The 16368-nt window shown below is 62.5% G+C and carries 18 protein-coding genes; 12 read left to right on the top strand and 6 right to left on the bottom strand.

Annotation, left to right across the window (positions count from 1 at the left end; all coding sequences use genetic code 11):
• The first annotated feature begins 36 nt into the window (after positions 1-36).
• The gene (locus H7X45_RS08035) at positions 37-741 is read left to right on the top strand and encodes a 6-phosphogluconolactonase (protein WP_187337053.1); all 705 of its coding nucleotides are present in this window, start codon (positions 37-39) and stop codon (positions 739-741) included.
• A gap of 25 nt (positions 742-766) precedes the next feature.
• On the opposite strand, the gene H7X45_RS08030 is transcribed toward H7X45_RS08035, so the two are convergent.
• Positions 767-1162, bottom strand: a complete 396-nt coding sequence (locus H7X45_RS08030) for a PilZ domain-containing protein (protein WP_187334399.1) — start codon at positions 1160-1162, stop codon at positions 767-769.
• Positions 1163-1292: 130 nt separating this feature from the next.
• Positions 1293-1706 carry an RNA polymerase-binding protein DksA gene (gene dksA / locus H7X45_RS08025; protein WP_198095650.1) on the bottom strand — a complete coding sequence of 138 codons (414 nt, stop codon included), beginning with the start codon at positions 1704-1706 and terminating at the stop codon, positions 1293-1295.
• A gap of 524 nt (positions 1707-2230) precedes the next feature.
• Here dksA and H7X45_RS08020 point away from each other — a divergent pair.
• A complete protein-coding gene (locus tag H7X45_RS08020; RefSeq protein ID WP_187334397.1) occupies positions 2231-3229 on the top strand; it encodes a hypothetical protein in 999 nt (332 codons plus the stop codon).
• Between the two features lie 138 nt (positions 3230-3367).
• Here H7X45_RS08020 and H7X45_RS08015 read toward each other — a convergent pair whose 3' ends face one another.
• Entirely contained in the window at positions 3368-3808 is a 441-nt protein-coding gene (locus H7X45_RS08015) for a host attachment family protein (protein ID WP_187334396.1), read from the bottom strand.
• Positions 3809-3918: 110 nt separating this feature from the next.
• On the opposite strand from H7X45_RS08015, the gene surE reads away from it, so the two are divergent.
• The 3 genes from surE (at position 3919) to H7X45_RS08000 (ending at position 6938) form a co-directional block, all read left to right on the top strand.
• Complete coding sequence (gene surE, locus H7X45_RS08010) at positions 3919-4692, top strand: 5'/3'-nucleotidase SurE (protein WP_187334395.1); 774 nt, start codon at positions 3919-3921, stop codon at positions 4690-4692.
• 72 nt (positions 4693-4764) lie between these two features.
• Complete coding sequence (locus H7X45_RS08005) at positions 4765-5874, top strand: LysM peptidoglycan-binding domain-containing M23 family metallopeptidase (RefSeq protein WP_246449397.1); 1110 nt, start codon at positions 4765-4767, stop codon at positions 5872-5874.
• A 56-nt stretch (positions 5875-5930) separates the two neighbouring features.
• A complete protein-coding gene (locus H7X45_RS08000) occupies positions 5931-6938 on the top strand; it encodes a potassium channel family protein (protein ID WP_246449396.1) in 1008 nt (335 codons plus the stop codon).
• A gap of 1 nt (position 6939) precedes the next feature.
• Here the strand turns inward: H7X45_RS08000 and H7X45_RS07995 are convergent, their stop codons facing one another.
• Complete coding sequence (locus tag H7X45_RS07995; protein WP_246449395.1) at positions 6940-7332, bottom strand: DUF1761 domain-containing protein; 393 nt, start codon at positions 7330-7332, stop codon at positions 6940-6942.
• 114 nt (positions 7333-7446) lie between these two features.
• Here H7X45_RS07995 and rimO point away from each other — a divergent pair, with 114 nt between their 5' ends.
• From rimO to H7X45_RS07980, 3 genes are all read left to right on the top strand, one after another.
• The gene (gene rimO / locus H7X45_RS07990) at positions 7447-8823 is read left to right on the top strand and encodes a 30S ribosomal protein S12 methylthiotransferase RimO (protein WP_187337051.1); all 1377 of its coding nucleotides are present in this window, start codon (positions 7447-7449) and stop codon (positions 8821-8823) included.
• Positions 8824-9072: 249 nt separating this feature from the next.
• The gene (locus H7X45_RS07985; RefSeq protein WP_187334391.1) at positions 9073-10290 is read left to right on the top strand and encodes a cytochrome P450; all 1218 of its coding nucleotides are present in this window, start codon (positions 9073-9075) and stop codon (positions 10288-10290) included.
• Between the two features lie 240 nt (positions 10291-10530).
• Complete coding sequence (locus tag H7X45_RS07980) at positions 10531-12027, top strand: flavin-containing monooxygenase (RefSeq protein WP_187334390.1); 1497 nt, start codon at positions 10531-10533, stop codon at positions 12025-12027.
• A gap of 3 nt (positions 12028-12030) precedes the next feature.
• On the opposite strand, the gene H7X45_RS07975 is transcribed toward H7X45_RS07980, so the two are convergent.
• A complete protein-coding gene (locus H7X45_RS07975) occupies positions 12031-12861 on the bottom strand; it encodes a DUF4163 domain-containing protein (protein WP_187334389.1) in 831 nt (276 codons plus the stop codon).
• A 59-nt stretch (positions 12862-12920) separates the two neighbouring features.
• Between H7X45_RS07975 and H7X45_RS07970 the strand changes: the two genes are divergently transcribed.
• The 3 genes from H7X45_RS07970 (at position 12921) to argC (ending at position 15794) form a co-directional block, all read left to right on the top strand.
• Entirely contained in the window at positions 12921-14303 is a 1383-nt protein-coding gene (locus H7X45_RS07970; protein WP_187334388.1) for a leucyl aminopeptidase family protein, read from the top strand.
• 77 nt (positions 14304-14380) lie between these two features.
• Entirely contained in the window at positions 14381-14776 is a 396-nt protein-coding gene (locus H7X45_RS07965) for a MarR family transcriptional regulator (RefSeq protein ID WP_232343460.1), read from the top strand.
• Between the two features lie 91 nt (positions 14777-14867).
• Positions 14868-15794, top strand: a complete 927-nt coding sequence (gene argC, locus H7X45_RS07960) for an N-acetyl-gamma-glutamyl-phosphate reductase (RefSeq protein WP_187334386.1) — start codon at positions 14868-14870, stop codon at positions 15792-15794.
• A gap of 16 nt (positions 15795-15810) precedes the next feature.
• Here argC and H7X45_RS07955 read toward each other — a convergent pair whose 3' ends face one another.
• Positions 15811-16020 (bottom strand): hypothetical protein, encoded by a 210-nt coding sequence (locus H7X45_RS07955; RefSeq protein WP_187334385.1) that lies wholly within the window; start codon positions 16018-16020, stop codon positions 15811-15813.
• Between the two features lie 149 nt (positions 16021-16169).
• On the opposite strand from H7X45_RS07955, the gene H7X45_RS07950 reads away from it, so the two are divergent.
• Positions 16170-16349 (top strand): hypothetical protein, encoded by a 180-nt coding sequence (locus tag H7X45_RS07950; protein WP_187334384.1) that lies wholly within the window; start codon positions 16170-16172, stop codon positions 16347-16349.
• Positions 16350-16368: the final 19 nt, after the last annotated feature.

Here is a 16368-nt window from a genome sequence, read left to right as displayed (position 1 = left end):
GTCGGTGCGATGGAAATACAGGAAAGCGATATCGCGATGACCGAAGTCGAATGGTGGGAGTTCGAGGATAAGGACGAACTGGCCGATGCCGTCGCCGGTGACATCGGCTTCATCATCGAAAGCGCGCTGGAGGCGCGCGGCCAGGCCTTGGTCGCGTTTCCGGGCCATGCCGCACTGGTGCCGCTGTTCGAGAAACTCGCAGAACGCGACATCCGCTGGAAGAATGTGACGATCGTGCCGACGGACGACCGGCTGGTGCCGGTGGACGATCCGCGGTCCAACATCGCCAATATCGCGCGCACTTTTCTGCCGCTGGGCGCGCGGGTGCTGCCGATCACCAGTGAGGCGGAGGATTACAAGTTGGCCGGCAGTGCGGCCGATGCTCGGTTGAAGGATTTGCACTGGCCGCCGGATCTCGTCTGGCTCAGCGTCGGGGCGAACGGAAGCACGGCCTCGATCTATCCGGGGCCCGATATGGATGAGGCGGTTGCCGGACCAAGCGAGCGGCGTGCCGTGGGCGTGCGCCCCGATCCGATGCCGGAGGATGCGGCGGTGGACCGTGTGACGCTGACGGTCCTTGCGATCCGCGAATCGCGCACGGTGCTGTTCACGATCGAGGGTGACGACGAAAAGGCTTTGCTGGAAAAGGCGATAGCCGATGGTGCGTCTTCCAGTGTGCCGGTCGGCCGGCTGTTCGGAGAACTGAAAGTGCCGGTCGATATCTATTGGCTAGAGACCTGAGCGGGCAGGCGCGCCCGCTTGCTCGTCAGTAGGATTTAGGGCCGATCGGACGGCCCATAATGTCCAGTTTCCGGATGAAATTGGGGCGGGTGTCGGCGGACCCTACGGGTTTGCGCACCTGCTTCGGATCGATCGGATGGTCGAAGGCGACGCCGAATCGGCCCTCCGCCGTCCAGGCAACCTTGCCGCTAACATCCCCCACATTGCGCAGATCGACATGCACCACGTCACCGCGTTCCACCTCGACCGGCGCTTCGGCCATCAGGCCGCCGGCGGATAGATTGCGGATGCGCACGCGGGTGGCGTTGCACTTGCCGGGAATCCGTACGTCAGCCTGAAGAAACAGGCTGTCGCGATCCTTGTCGCGCGGAAGCTGGCCCTCGGCCTCGCTCTCATATGGTGGCAGGAACGGCTTGGTCATCGTCGCTTCGCTCGCCTCAGTCGTAAATTCACGAACGCGATATTAGCGCGGTGAACATCAGCAAAGCGTTAACGCGCGCGCGCCGGCATCAACATTTTTGCGGCAGACGCCCCTAGGAGACGGCCTTCGCTCAGTCGTCGCGAGAAATCTTTTCGCGGCGTTCGTGGCGCTCCTGCGCTTCCACCGTCATCGTGGCGATAGGACGGGCGCGCAGGCGACCCAGCGAGATGGGGTCGCCCGTCACTTCGCAATAGCCATATTCGCCGTCCTTGATGCGGCGCAGCGCGGCGTCGATCTTACCGATCAGCTTGCGCTGGCGATCGCGGGTGCGCAGTTCGATGCCCCAGTCGGTCTCGCTGGAGGCGCGATCGTTCTGGTCCGCCTCGCGGATCGGGCCCTCCTGCAGATTGTTGAGTGTGCCGCTCGCCTCGTTCAGGATCGAGCGTTTCCAGTCCAGCAGAAGCTCTTCGAAATAGCGCAGCTGGCGCTCGTTCATGAACTCTTCGCTGTCCGACGGGATATAGGCGTTTTCGCCATCGTCCATGGCCGGCGGCGGCGCCGCACCATTTTCTTCACCGCGATCAAGGGCTTGATCCATCTCGACTCTCCGACGCGCGGAAGCAGACCCCCGAATGGCCGGGGTAGCTACCACCGGTGTTCCTCTTCGCCGGGCCTATAGACAGGGGGTGGGGCGCAAACAAGCATAGAGAATTGCCGAAAATGGGATCGACAGGCGCGGTGATGCCAATTCGCCACGCTATCGACGCCGGGGCCGTGCCACAGGGCGCGATATGGAAGATTCCAGCCCAACCGAGTGCCAGTTCGGGACAGAAACCGGATCGTCCCCCGATTTCTTCGTTTCGGGACAGCAAAGCGTTAGGATTTGCGGTTAATCGCGTTGAGCTTAACCCAATCTTCTGGCTTCCCTGAGATATCGAGAGGCGGAAATGGGTGGATCGACCGCTCTTACCCTCCGCGCAACGAGAGAGAGATATCATGTCGGTACGGATGGCCCTTGCGAAACTTTGTGCATGCACCTGCGGGGGTGCGATCATTGGTGGCGGAGCCATGCAGATCACGGACAGCCCCGCGACCGCGCAGGAACAGTACGAACAGCAGGTGGCGAAGGAAAGCTATCCCACCAAACTGGTGAAGCGCAGCCGCACCATCTCCAAACATGGCCCCGCCCGCAAGGTGAAGCGCACCAAGGTGACGAAGACCACGACGACCACCAGCTGTGCGGCCACGCCCACGGTGGTGACGGTCGCATCGCAGGGCGCGCAGCCGCTCCCGCCGGTGCCGGTCCCCTACGCCCCGCTCCCCCCTGCGTTTGAAGGCGGCGGCGAGTTCATTGGCGGCGGTGGCGGCATTCCCGTTGCGGTCGGTGGATCAGGCGGCGGCTTCGGCGGTGGAGGCTTCTTCGGCGGCTTCTTCGGCGGCGGCGGTGGCGGCGGCGGCGGTATCGTCGTCAGCTCCACCGGCGGCACGAAGGTGGAACTCTCCAGCACCAGCTCGACGAGCAGCTCGACCGGCGGTGCCAAGGTCGACGTCGATGTCGATAATAGCAACAAGAATGAGAATAACGTCGATAACGGCAATAATATCGATATCGACAACAAGAACGAAGGCTCGATCGAGAATAATAACGAGAACAACAACGATAATAGCAGCAAAAACAATAACGAAAACAAAAACGGCAACTACAACAACAACGAAAACGAGAACAATAACAAGAACGAGCAAAGCCAGCATCAGGGTCAGGACCAGGGGCAGCAGCAAGGCCAGCAACAGGGTCAGCAGCAAGGCCAAGGACAGCAGCAGGGCCAAGGGCAGGGCCAAGGCCAAGGGCAGGGCCAGAACACCTCGTCCGGCTCCACCGACGACTGGGGTGACAATTCGGGCAATCCGGAAAATCCCGACCGTCCCGACAATCCGGGCGATCACAGCTCGACGGGCGGCACCGATGTCCCCGCGCCGCCCATGGTTCTGCTGTTCGGTGCAGGCGCCGCAGCCCTTTTCGCCCGTCGCAAGTTCGCCAAGAAGAAGGGAGAGGCGCGCGCCGCCTGATTATTTCCTGACCGGTTACGCATATCAAAAGGGCGGCCTCGACGGACCGCCCTTTTTTTTAAGTCATCTAAAGTTCAAATCCATCCGCGATGTCGCAATTGACGCCACGAAAATGCGAGTGGATTGACGGAACCGTTTTTAGCTCGCCTTGATGATCTTCTCGATCTCGTCGAGCGGATGGCCGGTCAATTCCTTGTCCACTTCGCCGATCAGGCGCTGTTCCACCTCGACATGATAATGCTTGCGCATTTCGCCAAGGGTGCGCGGCGGGGCGACGACGATCAGCTTCTCATATTCGTTCTTGAGCGCCCGGCTCTTCAGCATTTCGGCAGCGTCCGCGGCAAAGCGATCTTCGGCCAGCTGATGGAAGTCCGTTTCCTCATAGGCGCTGCGGCCATGCCCGGCGCTTTCCTGTACGCGGCCACGGCGATTGGCCGTCAGTTCGCGGTCCGGCGGATTATCTTCCTTGCGCTTTCCCTCAACTTCAAGGTTGGGATAATCCGCATCGCCCTCGTTACGCAGCCAGAGCAGCTTTTCTCCGTCGCAGACCAGAACGGCGGCATCATGGGGTATTTGCATTTTCTGTTTCTCCTTCTGCCGGATCAACGGCGCAGGGCCGGGGCGGTTTCAAAAACGGCGCCGGAAGCTTGCCTTGCCAGGCCAATCGTCGGGCGGCATAGGCCCTGTCCATGCGGATACTTCTGACCAATGACGACGGCATCCATGCCCCCGGCCTCAAGGTGCTGGAGGAAATTGCGGCAGAGCTTTCGGACGACATCTGGGTGGTCGCCCCATCCGAGGAGCAGTCTGGCGCGGGCCATTCGCTCACGCTGACGCGGCCGGTGCGCCTGCGCAAACATGGTGAGCGGCGCTTCTCTGTCAGCGGTACGCCCACCGACTCGGTGATGATGGGGCTGAGCCAGGTTCTGGGGGCGGATCGCCGCCCGGACCTTATCCTGTCGGGCGTCAATCGCGGCGCCAACCTTGGCGATGACGTTACCTATTCGGGCACCGTCTCCGCAGCGGTGGAGGGCGCGCTGGCCGGTATCCGGTCAATCGCGCTCAGCCAGGTCTATTCCAAGGAAGGCATGGGCGATGAAGTGCCCTTCGCCGCGGCGCGCAACTGGGGTGCCAAGGTTATTCGTCCGCTGCTGAACATGGACTTCGCGCGCCGTACATTGGTCAACGTCAATTTCCCCCCGGTCGCCGCCGATGCGGTTCAGGGCGTGCGCATCGTCCGGCAGGGGTTTCACGATTATCGCCGCTCCAGCATCGTCAAGGGCACCGATCCGCGCGGCTATGACTATTACTGGTTCGGCCTGCAGGGCGTGGAGCATACGCCCGGTAAGGAAACCGATCTGGAGGCGATTGGCGACGGTTTCGTATCGATCACGCCGTTGCAGCTGGATCTGACGCACGACGCCTCGCTCGGGCGTCTCGCGGACGCCTATTCGGGTCTCTAGGCCATTGGCAAAAGAGCGCGATCAAGCCTAGAAGCTGTGTCGATGAGGGGAATGAGCGCGATAAGGGGAGCGATGGGCGCAGGAGTGGCGGCTGCCATGCTGTCCGCTTGCATTCCGTCCGTTCAGGCCCCCGCACGCCGCGCTGCCGCACCGCCGGCGTCCACCCCTTTCAAGCCCGGTCCGCTTCTGGAAACCAATGACGGCGCGCTCGTCGCCCCGCCGCGTCCCACATGGGACGGCGGCCAGGTGGTGAAGCGGGACAGCGCCGTGAAGCCTGGCGAATATGTCGTGCGCGCGGGCGATACGCTGCGCGGGATCGGCAACCGCACCGGCGCGGGATCGGAGGCGATTGCTGCCGCCAACAATCTGCCGCCGCCGTTCACCATCTATCCGGGACAGCGCCTGATCATTCCCGGCGGGCGCTATCACAGCGTTGCCGCTGGAGAGACCGGCATTGCCATTGCGCAGGCTTATGGCGTGCGCTGGGCGGATATGGTTGCGCTGAACGGGCTGGAGGAACCTTACATTTTGCGCATCGGGCAGAAGCTGCAGGTGCCAGAAGGCGCTGCTACGATGCAGCCCGTACGCACCGCCGCCGCACCCATCCCATCTGGAGCGCCCGCCGCTGTTACTTCCGATCAGGCCAGCGCTCTGGAACGCCGCGCCGCTGCCTTCAGCATCGGGATCGACGATATCGTCACCGGCAGCCAGCCTGCGCTGGCGGAAGGACGGCGCGCTACCGCCGCCGTCGCCAAGCCGCAGCAGGCCGTGGCCACCGCGATTGCGCAGCCTGCCGTTTTCAATGGACGCTTTGCTTGGCCAGTGCGCGGGCGGCTGCTCTCCAGCTTCGGTTCGAACAAGGATGGGCGGATCAATGATGGCATCAATATCGCGGCCAAGGCCGGTACGCCGGTGCTATCCGCAGGCAGCGGTGTGGTGGCCTATTCGGGCGATGAGATCGGCGTGTTCGGCGGGCTTGTGCTGATCGATCATGGCGGCGGCTGGATTACCGCTTACGGTCATCTTGGCCGGCTGGACGTGGTGCGCGGCGAAAAGGTCGGCGCCGGTGAGCCGATCGGCACCGTCGGCCAGACCGGTTATGTCAGTGAGCCCCAATTGCATTTCGAAATCCGCCAGAAGCGCAAACCCATCGATCCCGCCAGCAAGTTGCCGAGCAGCTGATGGTTGACGGATCAAGAGAAAGCAGCGTCCGTTCGCGCCAGCGTAGCCGCACCGCGATGCTGACGCGCAAAAGCTCTCTGCCCGTCTGGGCGGACGCGATGCTGCGCGTGCTGTTCGTTTTCTTCCTGATCGGACTGGCCGTGGCCGTTCACTGGTTCGACCGCACCGGCCTTCAGGATAATTATGATGGCGAGGTGAGTTTCCTCGATGTCGTCTATTTCACGATGATATCGATCACCACCACCGGCTATGGCGATATCGCGCCTGTCACGGAGCGCGCGCGGCTGTTCGATGCACTGATCGTGACGCCGATCCGCGTCTTCGTGGTGCTGATTTTCGTCGGCACGGCCTATAACTTCGTGCTCAAGCGTACCTGGGACAAATGGCGTATGAAACTTCTGCAGGGTAATTTGAGCGGCCATATCGTGGTCGCGGGCTTCGGGGTCAGCGGGCAGGAGGCGACCAAGGAGTTGCTGGAGCGCGGGCAGGATCCAAAGTCGATCGTGGTGGTCGACAAGAGCCCCGATGCAACCGCCGCGGCGGAAAGCATGGGCTGTACCGTCCTTTCCGCGGACGCGACGCGCGACCAGACATTGACCGACGTGCGCGTAAGCACGGCAGCCTCGGTGATTGTATCGGCGGGCAGCGACGATACCTCGATCCTGATCGTGCTGACCGTCCGCCATCTGGCACCGGACGTGCCGATCAGCGTGGTCGTGCGCGCATCGGACAACGAGCTGCTCGCGCGGCAGGCAGGCGCGAACAATGTCATCAACCCGGTGAACTTTGCCGGTTTGCTGCTGGCGGGAAGCTGCCACGGCGAACATATCGCCGATTATATCTCGGACCTCGCCTCCGTAACGGGCCGCGTGGCGCTCGCCGAACGCGCGATCCAGCCGGAGGAATATGGTCAGCCGATGACGGCGCTGAAAACCGGCGTAGGCGTGCGGCTCTACCGGGACGGACAGCCCTTCGGTTTCTGGCAGGAAGAAGCCCAGTCCATGCAGGCGGGCGATACGGTGGTAGAGATCGTCGCCGGAACCGGCACCAGCGCGGATAGATAGCTTAGCCGAGCAGCGCGAATACGAGGCCCATCGCCGCGTAGAAGGCGAGCCAGTATCCGGCATCGATGAAGAACAGCTTCCGCGGTTCGCGCCGGAATAGATAGTTCGTGCCGATCGCCGGGATCACGAAACCCAGTGCCAGACCGCAGGAAATCATCATCACGATATGGAAGGGTGGATCGCCCAGCCGATCGAACATATGCGCGAGCATGGTCGCCTGCAGCAGCGCAAACAGGAAGGCGAGGCCGTAGATCTTGAACATGTTTCCCGCCGGCAGACCGTCCGCCGCCTTGCCGATCAGCCGGATCCACGCCTTGCCGAAGACAGGCCCGTACCACAGCCCGCCCACCAGAAACGCGGCCAGCGCGGCGAGCAGGATGATGAGAATATTCATGGCGGCGGCCCTGTTCCTTGATAGCTGCATCGCTCCGGCGGTAGCAGAAGCGATGAACCTTCTATCAGGAGAACGGTGACATTTCACCTGTTCGCGCCTATCTGCGCCCGCATCATGGCAACGAAAATCGAAACGCCGCCCAAGGTGGGCATGGTCTCGCTGGGATGTCCCAAGGCGCTGGTGGACAGCGAACGCATCCTCACGCGCCTGCGCGCGGACGGTTACGACATGGCGCCCGATTATGAAGGCGCGGACGTGGTACTGGTCAACACCTGCGGCTTCCTCGATTCCGCCAAGGAGGAAAGTCTGGAGGCGATCGGCGAGGCCATGAACGCCAATGGCCGCGTGATCGTGACCGGCTGCATGGGCAATGAAGCCGACGCCATCCGCGCGCGCTTTCCGGACGTGCTCGCCATCACCGGGGCGCATCAATATGAGGATGTGGTCGGCGCGGTGCACGAAGCGGCCCCGCCTGCGCGCGGGGCCTATGTCGATCTGATCCCGAACCTCGACACCATCGGCGGGCTGAAGCTGACGCCGCGCCACTACAGCTATCTGAAGATTTCGGAGGGCTGCAATCACCGCTGCAGCTTCTGCATCATTCCGTCTTTGCGCGGGGACCTTGCCAGCCGCCGCATCGACGCGGTGCTGCGCGAGGCGGAAAAGCTGGTGGCGGCGGGCACGAAGGAACTGCTCGTCATCAGCCAGGACACGTCGGCCTATGGCGTCGACACCCGGCACGAGCCACGCGCATGGAAGGGCCGCGAAGTGCGCGCGCATATGACCGATCTGGCGCGCGAACTGGGTCAGCTTCGCACCATCGACGGCGCTTCGCCATGGGTGCGGCTGCACTATGTCTACCCGTACCCCCATGTCGATCAGGTCATCCCGCTGATGGCCGAAGGCTATCTGACGCCCTATCTGGACATCCCGTTCCAGCATGCCGCACCGTCCGTGCTCAAGCGGATGAAGCGCCCGGCGAACGAGGCCAAGGTGCTCGGCCGCCTCAAAGCCTGGCGCGAGGTTTGCCCGGACATTGCGGTCCGCTCCAGCTTCGTGGTCGGCTTCCCCGGCGAGACGGAGGAGGACTTCCAGTATCTGCTCGACTGGCTGGACGAGGCGCAGCTGGACCGCGTCGGCGCGTTCCGCTTCGAACCCGTGGAGGGCGCAGCAGCCAATGCGCTGCCCGATCCGGTGCCCGAAGAGGTGAAGGAAGAGCGCTTTGCTCGGATCATGGAAAAGACCGCCGCGATTTCGGCCGCGAAGCTGCAGGCCAAGGTCGGTCGCACCCTGCCGGTGATCGTCGATGAAGTGGGCGAGCCCGATGAGGATGGCGACATCGGCGCCACCGCCCGCAGCCAGGCCGATGCGCCGGAGATCGATGGGCATGTCTATCTGCGCAACGTTTCGGGCGAGATGAAGCCGGGGGATATCCTCGACGTGGAAATCGAAGAGGCGGACGAGCACGATCTGTTCGGGGTGCCGGCTTAGCCGCCCAATCGGTTGCAACCCACCGTCATTGCGAGGAGCCTGCAGGCGACGAAGCAATCCAGAGCGGATGCAGCGCTGTAACGGCCCTGGATTGCTTCGGCCTGCGGCCTCGCAATGACGTGGTTCTATTTCCGTCCATCCTTCCGCCAGTCGAAGGAGGCTGTTCTTTTTTGTCTGCCCTCCGCATAGAAGAACCGTGCTGCGACATGCTCAGCGCGAACGGTTCTGACAACATCCGGGGGGCATCAGATGACCGACGAAACCACGCTGCCGACGGGCTACGCCCTGTCCGCGATCGACCCGACCTATCGCGAAACGCCTTGGGTGACGCTCGATCGCCTGCGCGCGGCGGAGCCGGTGCATCACGATCAGCAGCTCGGCCGTTATTTCGTGACCGGCGGGCATGAGGTGGAGCGGCTGGTGAAGGACCGCAGCCTGGTGGTCGATCCGGCCAAGGCCAATGAAGGGACGTTCACCAAGACGCTTTACGGCGCGAACAGCAAGGAGCTGTCGCTGCTGATGCTCGACGATCCGGACCATGCGCGCCAGCGGCGGCTGGTGCTGAAGGCATTCAACAAGCGCGCCGTCGATGCGCTGCTGCCGCGGATCGATGCGATCGCGGCCACGCTGGCCGACGATATCGAGGCGGCCGACGATCCGTTCGATTTCGTCGCCGTATTCGGCTCTCCGCTGCCCACCACTGTGATGGCCGAACTGCTGGGCATCGATCCGGCGGATCGCAAGGATTTTCGCCGCTGGTCTTTGGGCTGCATGCAGGCGCTCAATCCCTTCCGCACCGCCGAACAGACGGCACTATATGAGGAAGGAACGACGACGCTGGCCGACTATCTGGCGCGCGAGGTGGAAAAGCGCCGCGGCGGCGTTGGGGACGATCTGATCTCCGGCCTCGCCCGCGCCGAGGAAGAAGGCGACACGCTGACGACGCGCGATATCGTGCTGCTGATCCGCTTGCTGCTGATTGCTGGCAACAGTACGACAACGGACATGATCGGCAGCGGCGTGGTGAAGCTGCTGCAGAACCCGGATCAGCTCGCCAAGCTGAAAGGCGATCCCGCGCTGATTGACAAGGCGCTGGACGAGGTGCTGCGCGTCGAGCCGCCGGTGGCCCAGTGCCTGCGCACCGCGCCGGAGGACATGGAGGTGAACGGCCAGTGCATCGCCAAGGGGGAGACCATCCACCTCTCGCTGTTCGGCGCGCATTACGATCCGGCGCTCAACGAAAATCCGCAGGCCTTCGACATTGGCCGGGACGAGATCACGCATTTCGCTTTCGGCGGCGGCGCGCATTATTGTCTGGGGGCGCAACTGGGGCTCGCGCAGGGCCGCATCGCGCTGCCGATGCTGTTCGATCGCTTCCCGAACCTGGCCTTTTCGGACGCGCACGAATTGAAACACAAGATCGCGCCGGCGTTCAACGGCTATGGCGAAATCTGGCTTACGAAATAGGCGCGGGCAGGGGGCGCTGTCCTACCGCGCGGTGAGGGTGTAAAAACGGCAGGATGACCTTCCTTCGCCTGCGCCGCTCGCTCATTCGCAACAAGCGTTCGGGCGGAGCCGAACAGGCCTGCCGGTATAGGGACTCTCGCGACTTTCCATTCGCAATAAGCTCGGCTTCCTGCGAATCGCCCGCTGCGACTTGCGTCCTGCAATGCAACCTATACACTCTGCCATCGAGGAGAGTGTGACATGAGCCAAGAGCAATTCGACGTCCTGATCGTGGGCGCGGGTCTATCGGGAATCGGCATGGCAGTGCATCTGCAGCGCGATTGTCCGGGCAAGACCTTCGCCATCCTCGAGCAGCGCGACGATCTGGGCGGCACCTGGGATCTGTTCCAATATCCCGGCATCCGATCGGACAGCGACATGCACACGCTTGGCTTCGATTTCGAACCCTGGACAGAGCAAAAGGCGATCGCCGACGGCCCTTCGATCTGGAACTATATCCATCGGATCGCCAAAGAGCGCGACATTGAGCAGCATATCCGCTTCGGCCAGAAGGTATCGACCGCCAAATGGTCGAGCGAGACCGCTTTATGGACGCTGGAATCCGTCGATGGGGAGGGCCATCGCACAAAGTGCAGCGCGCGCTATCTCTATCTCGCTTCCGGCTATTATGATTATGACAAGGGGCACGAACCGCATTTCGAAGGGCGCGAGGATTTCGGCGGGCAGATCGTCCACCCGCAATTCTGGCCCGACGATCTCGACTATTCGGGCAAGCGGGTGGTGGTGATCGGGTCGGGCGCCACGGCGGTGACGCTGGTGCCCTCGATCGCGAAGAAAGCGGCGCATGTCACGATGCTCCAGCGCACGCCGACCTGGTATGCAATCCGCCCGTCCGAGGACGCGATCGCCAACGGTCTGCGCAAGGTCCTGCCCGACAGCACGGCCTACAAGTTGATCCGCAAGCGCAACGTCCTGTTGCAGCGCTTCTTCTTCAACCGCGCCCGCTCCAAGCCCGGCAAGGTTGGCGAGTTTCTGCACGGCAAGATTCGCGAGGCGCTGGGCGGGCAGATGGACGAGAAGGATTTCACGCCGCCCTATAATCCGTGGGAGCAGCGGCTTTGCCTGGTGCCCGATGCGGACATGTTCGAGGCATTGAAGGCGGGCGATGCCAGTATCGTGACCGACCATATCGATCGTTTCGACGAGACCGGCATTCAGTTGAAATCGGGCGAACATCTGAATGCGGACATCATCGTCACCGCCACCGGCCTGAAGCTGGCGGTGGCCGGCAAGATCGCTTTCGATATCGATGGGGAACCGGTGAATTTCGCCGATCGCATCTATTACAAGGGATCGATGTTTAGCGGGATTCCGAACCTTGCGGCCGTGTTCGGTTACGTCAATGCCAGCTGGACGCTGAAGGCGGACATCGTGGCGCGCTATTTCTGCCGGTTCATTAATACCGTCGAGGCGCGGGTGGGCGATTATGCGGTCCCAACGTTGCCCGCCAACGGATCGGTGGAGGCCGAGGCGGCGTTCGATTTCTCCTCCGGCTATTTCCAGCGGTCGATGGATATCCTGCCCAAGAGCGGATCGCGCCAACCGTGGAAGCTCAACCAAGACTATCTGCTGGACCGGAAAATCCTGCTGAAGGACCCGATCGACGATGGCGAGCTGGTGTTCCACCAGGCCGGACAGGCGGAGCATGCCCCGCCCGTCATGGCCGCAGCGGAATAAGGGTCAGCGCATCACGGAAAAGGCGGATTTATACTCAGGTTTCACCTGATCGAGGATGGCCTGCGTCACCGGCAAGGTGACGTCGTAGCTGCCCTCGGCATAGGGGCCGGCGGCATAGGGCCCGGCGATGATCCCCAGCCGATTGAAGCTTTTGCCGTTGGACGAGCCCAGCAGCAGCGTCTGTTCCATCGGATCGATGCATTCGTTGAACATGCCGTTGGGATCGCCAGGATCGCCTTCGCGTTTCTTGCGGCGCTCGGCATCCAGTTTCTTACAATATGTCTGGCGAATTTGGGCGCCCAGGGCGGATGAGGAGGTGAAGAAATCGATCGGCTTCATCTCCCGGCCCGCCGACTTGTCCCATACCAGGCTGTCATAAGCGGTATTACCGTGCGCACCGCCAGAGAAGCTGTAGATTTGCGCCGAGAGGCTCTGGAAGGCCGGAATGTCGGCAACCTGCTGCCAGACGTACATCAGGTCGTAGGGGCGATAGGGAAAGTCGCTATTGTTCGCCTCGATACGGGCCTGCTTCGTATCGGCCTTCAGCTGCGCCTCCGCACTTTCGGCCTCCTTCTTCAGAATGGCGGCCAGCTTTGGCGCCACGGCGGGGAATTTATATTCGAATTCGTAAAGGTCGTTTTTCTGTTTGTAGTCCCAAGCCGACCCCTGCGCGCCGCTGGTGTCGCTAGCAGCGGTGGCGACGGCTTCCTTGGCAGACGCTTCAGCGCGAGCGCTTGCCTTCGGGCTGGTCTGCTCATCCTGTTGCACGGTATCGCCGGAGGAACAGGCTGCAACGCCAAGCGTAACCACCAGGGCAAGGGACAAACTTCGCATCGATTTTCTCCGGTGGACGGGGCTGGGCATCGGGCTCGGTCCGGGTTTAAGGATTCTGCATGACACAATACAGCCAGCTCATTCGCCCCGACAACGGCCAGGACGCCGTGCCGATCCACTGCGTTTCGACGAACGGTTTCGAACAATGGTCCAAGAGCCGCAGCGCGCGGGAACGCACCGCGATGGCTGCGCACCGCTTCAAGGCAGAGCCCGCCACTTTCACGATCCTTCCAGGTGAAGGCGATAGCTGGTCCGTAGTCGCAGGGGTGGAAGATGGCGATGCGCTTTCGACCTGGTGTCTCGCCAAGCTGTCGGAGACGCTGCCTGCGGGCACTTACAAGCTTGGGAACGGACATCCCGGCGCTGCCGTGTTCGGCTGGCTGATGGGGCAGTACAAGTTCACGCGCTATCTCGAGGCTCCGTCTGAAGGGCCGCGCGTGCTGCTGACAGATGAGCCTGCGAAGATCGACCAGATGGTCATGTTGGCCGAAGCGACCGCGCTGGTGCGCGATTTGGTCAACACGCCGCCGGTCGATTGCGGACCGCCCGCGCTTGAAGCGGAAGCCGAACGCATTGCCAAGGCGCATGGCGGCAGCGTGGAGGTGACACGCGGCGATGCGCTGGAAACCGGTTATCCCTTGATCCACGCGGTTGGTCAGGCTGCGATGCGCGAGCACGCGCCCCGGCTGATCGAGCTGCGCTGGGGGAGGGAAGATCATCCCAAACTGGCGATCATCGGTAAGGGCGTCGTGTTCGATTCGGGCGGCCTCGACGTCAAATCGTCGACCGGCATGCGGCTGATGAAAAAGGATATGGGCGGCTCCGCCCACGCCCTCGCGCTCGCCGAACTGGTGATGAAGGCGAACCTTCCGGTAAGGCTCCATATGCTGGTACCCGCCGTCGAAAATGCCATTTCGGGCAACGCCCTGCGCCCTGGCGACGTCATCACCGCGCGCAGCGGCACGACGGTGGAAATCGACAACACCGATGCCGAGGGGCGTCTAATCCTGGCCGACGCGTTGACCAAGGCAGGCGAGGACAACCCGGAACTGGTGATCGACTTCGCCACCCTTACCGGCGCGGCGCGGGTTGCGCTCGGCCCCGATCTGCCGGCGATGTTCGCCAATGACGATGCTCTTGCCACAGGCCTCACCGAAGGCGGCGAGACGGAGGACGACCCGCTATGGCGGCTGCCACTGTGGGACGGCTATATGGAGATGCTCTCCAGCGATATCGCCGACTGCGTGAACAGCGCCAGCGGCGGGTTCGCCGGATCGATCACGGCCGCGCTGTTCCTGAAGAAGTTTGCACCGGAAAAAGCGGACTGGGCGCATTTTGACACCTTTGCGTGGCGTCCATCGGCCAAGCCCGGACGGCCCAAGGGCGGGGAAGCACTCGGTCTGCGTGCCAGCTTCCGTTATCTGAAAAACCGTTACGGATAGGCAGCGGTCGCAAGCCGCGAACGAATATAACGGCAAGGAAACCATTTCCCGCACAAGCCGTTCTTTGCGATATGTTGATGGACCAGAATCCGCTTTCCACCACGGACTCTATGTTGGACTGGATGGATACCCTGATTGCCTATGTGCGCTCAGGTGATCCTGACCTCACCAATCGCCAAATGGCCATCATATTCACCGTCTATACCCGTCGCGGACCGCACACGGTTCGCGGACTGGCGGAGAAGCTAAAGGTCTCGAAACCCGTCATTACGCGTGCGCTCAACAAGCTGGGGCAGCTTGGCTATCTGCGTCGGCAGCGAGACGAGGCGGATGGGCGCAATGTCTTTGTGGTGGGGACCGACAAGGGCGCAAGCTTCCTCGATCGGTTTGAGCGCTTCATCAAGTCCGACGCCGAAAAGCGCGACAAGGGCTTCCCGGCCCGCGGCGAAGCACCAAGCTTCGCGAACCACTAGTCGCACCGCGGCGGGGGCGTTGCCAGTACGCCCGCTTGTCCGCTAACGGCGCACCATCGCGTTATTCGCTCGCGCTGGATGGGGCAGTACTATGAACACCGTTTTCATCGATGGAGCCGCCGGTACCACCGGACTTGAAATCCGCGAGCGCCTCAGCGGTCGCGCGGCGTTCGAGGTGATCGTTCTCGAAGATGAGCGCAGAAAGGACGTCGCGGCCCGCCGCGATGCCATTGCCTCGGCCGACGTCACCATATTGTGCCTGCCCGATGATGCGGCGCGTGACGCTGTGTCGCTCGGCGGCCCGGACAGCCGCTTTATCGACGCATCGAGCGTGCACCGGACTGATCCGGCGTGGACCTATGGCTTTGCCGAATTGAACTCCGGCCAGCGCGCGGCGATCGAGAATGCACGGTTGGTATCTAACCCCGGCTGCTACCCCACCGGTTTTCTTGCTCTCGTCGCGCCGCTGGTCGCGCAAGGCTTATTGCCGGCCGACTGGCCCTACAGCGTGAACGCGGTTTCCGGCTATTCCGGCGGTGGCAAGGCGTTGATCGAACGCTACGAGCAGGCCGAGGCGCCTGCTTTTCGCGCCTATGGCTTGACGCTGGAGCACAAGCATCTCCCGGAAATGAAAGCCCATGCGGGCCTCGCCGAAACGCCGATTTTTGCGCCTGCCGTGGTGCCTGGCTTTCGCGGAATGCTCGTCGAGGTGCCGTTGCCGCTCGCGGCAATGGGCGCCAAGGGGCGTGCGGAGGACCTCGCAGAAGTACTTGCCGAACATTATGACGGTGAGCGCCTCGTCACCGTCAAGCAAACCGATGGCATCGGCGAAATGCTGATCGCGAAGGATCAGGCGCCGTCCGACCGGCTCGACCTCTATGTGTTTTCAAGCGGTGACGGCGGCCAGGCCCGTTTGATCGCTATGCTTGATAATCTCGGTAAGGGTGCAAGCGGCGCGGCCGTGCAGAATCTCAACCTGATGACCGGGCAGCCGGAAACAGAGGGTTTGAGGCTCTAAGGCGCGTGTTTTCTCCTCAGTGCACGGTGCCGGTCACCTGCGGTGCGGAAAGAAACAGGATCAGCCGCTCGATTTGACGCCACCGGCAGAATTGCAGGGCATTTCCGATATTGCGGCTACTTTCCGCGCGCTCGGCTGCTTCCAGTCCTGCCGCGCGTCCGAAACTGCGGATCAGCAGTTCCGCTTCGGCCACGTCGTCGCGCTTCAGGAAAGTGGGTGCCTGCATGAATACTCCATCGATGTGTAAACGGATCGGTCGGACCGACAGACAACGGCCCTAGCGGTCAGCCGTGCAAGAACCATGGAGCAGTTTGGTTGACGACTTCTTCATAGCAGGCCTTGTCCGCCCGGGCCGGGCATGCCAAGCGGCTCGGTATGGCCAATCCTCCTTCCAAAAATCCCGTCGCGGGCGGTTTCTTCATCGCCGCCGGGCTGCTGATCGGTGCGATCATCGGCATATTTCGCGGACAATCATCGCTGTACATGATCGGCGGTCTGCTGATCGGCGGAGCCATCGCGCTTGCCATCTGGCTGGTCGACCGCTCGAAGCGCTGAGCGATTTTCCCGGCGTAAT

This window comes from Novosphingopyxis iocasae, assembly GCF_014334095.1.
GTDB classification, from domain to species: Bacteria; Pseudomonadota; Alphaproteobacteria; order Sphingomonadales; family Sphingomonadaceae; genus Novosphingopyxis; species Novosphingopyxis iocasae.
Note: the sequence above shows the minus strand (reverse complement) of the source record. Positions and strands in the feature narration are given on the sequence as shown.

Coding starts and splice junctions, on each gene's coding strand:
- H7X45_RS08035 (WP_187337053.1), top strand. CDS start 37: ATGACCGAAGTCGAATGGTGGGAGTTCGAGGATAAGGACGAACTGGCC.
- H7X45_RS08030 (WP_187334399.1), bottom strand. CDS start 1,162: ATGACCAAGCCGTTCCTGCCACCATATGAGAGCGAGGCCGAGGGCCAG.
- dksA (WP_198095650.1), bottom strand. CDS start 1,706: ATGGACGATGGCGAAAACGCCTATATCCCGTCGGACAGCGAAGAGTTC.
- H7X45_RS08020 (WP_187334397.1), top strand. CDS start 2,231: ATGCAGATCACGGACAGCCCCGCGACCGCGCAGGAACAGTACGAACAG.
- H7X45_RS08015 (WP_187334396.1), bottom strand. CDS start 3,808: ATGCAAATACCCCATGATGCCGCCGTTCTGGTCTGCGACGGAGAAAAG.
- surE (WP_187334395.1), top strand. CDS start 3,919: ATGCGGATACTTCTGACCAATGACGACGGCATCCATGCCCCCGGCCTC.
- H7X45_RS08005 (WP_246449397.1), top strand. CDS start 4,765: ATGGGCGCAGGAGTGGCGGCTGCCATGCTGTCCGCTTGCATTCCGTCC.
- H7X45_RS08000 (WP_246449396.1), top strand. CDS start 5,931: ATGCTGACGCGCAAAAGCTCTCTGCCCGTCTGGGCGGACGCGATGCTG.
- H7X45_RS07995 (WP_246449395.1), bottom strand. CDS start 7,332: ATGAATATTCTCATCATCCTGCTCGCCGCGCTGGCCGCGTTTCTGGTG.
- rimO (WP_187337051.1), top strand. CDS start 7,447: ATGGCAACGAAAATCGAAACGCCGCCCAAGGTGGGCATGGTCTCGCTG.
- H7X45_RS07985 (WP_187334391.1), top strand. CDS start 9,073: ATGACCGACGAAACCACGCTGCCGACGGGCTACGCCCTGTCCGCGATC.
- H7X45_RS07980 (WP_187334390.1), top strand. CDS start 10,531: ATGAGCCAAGAGCAATTCGACGTCCTGATCGTGGGCGCGGGTCTATCG.
- H7X45_RS07975 (WP_187334389.1), bottom strand. CDS start 12,861: ATGCGAAGTTTGTCCCTTGCCCTGGTGGTTACGCTTGGCGTTGCAGCC.
- H7X45_RS07970 (WP_187334388.1), top strand. CDS start 12,921: ATGACACAATACAGCCAGCTCATTCGCCCCGACAACGGCCAGGACGCC.
- H7X45_RS07965 (WP_232343460.1), top strand. CDS start 14,381: ATGGACCAGAATCCGCTTTCCACCACGGACTCTATGTTGGACTGGATG.
- argC (WP_187334386.1), top strand. CDS start 14,868: ATGAACACCGTTTTCATCGATGGAGCCGCCGGTACCACCGGACTTGAA.
- H7X45_RS07955 (WP_187334385.1), bottom strand. CDS start 16,020: ATGCAGGCACCCACTTTCCTGAAGCGCGACGACGTGGCCGAAGCGGAA.
- H7X45_RS07950 (WP_187334384.1), top strand. CDS start 16,170: ATGGCCAATCCTCCTTCCAAAAATCCCGTCGCGGGCGGTTTCTTCATC.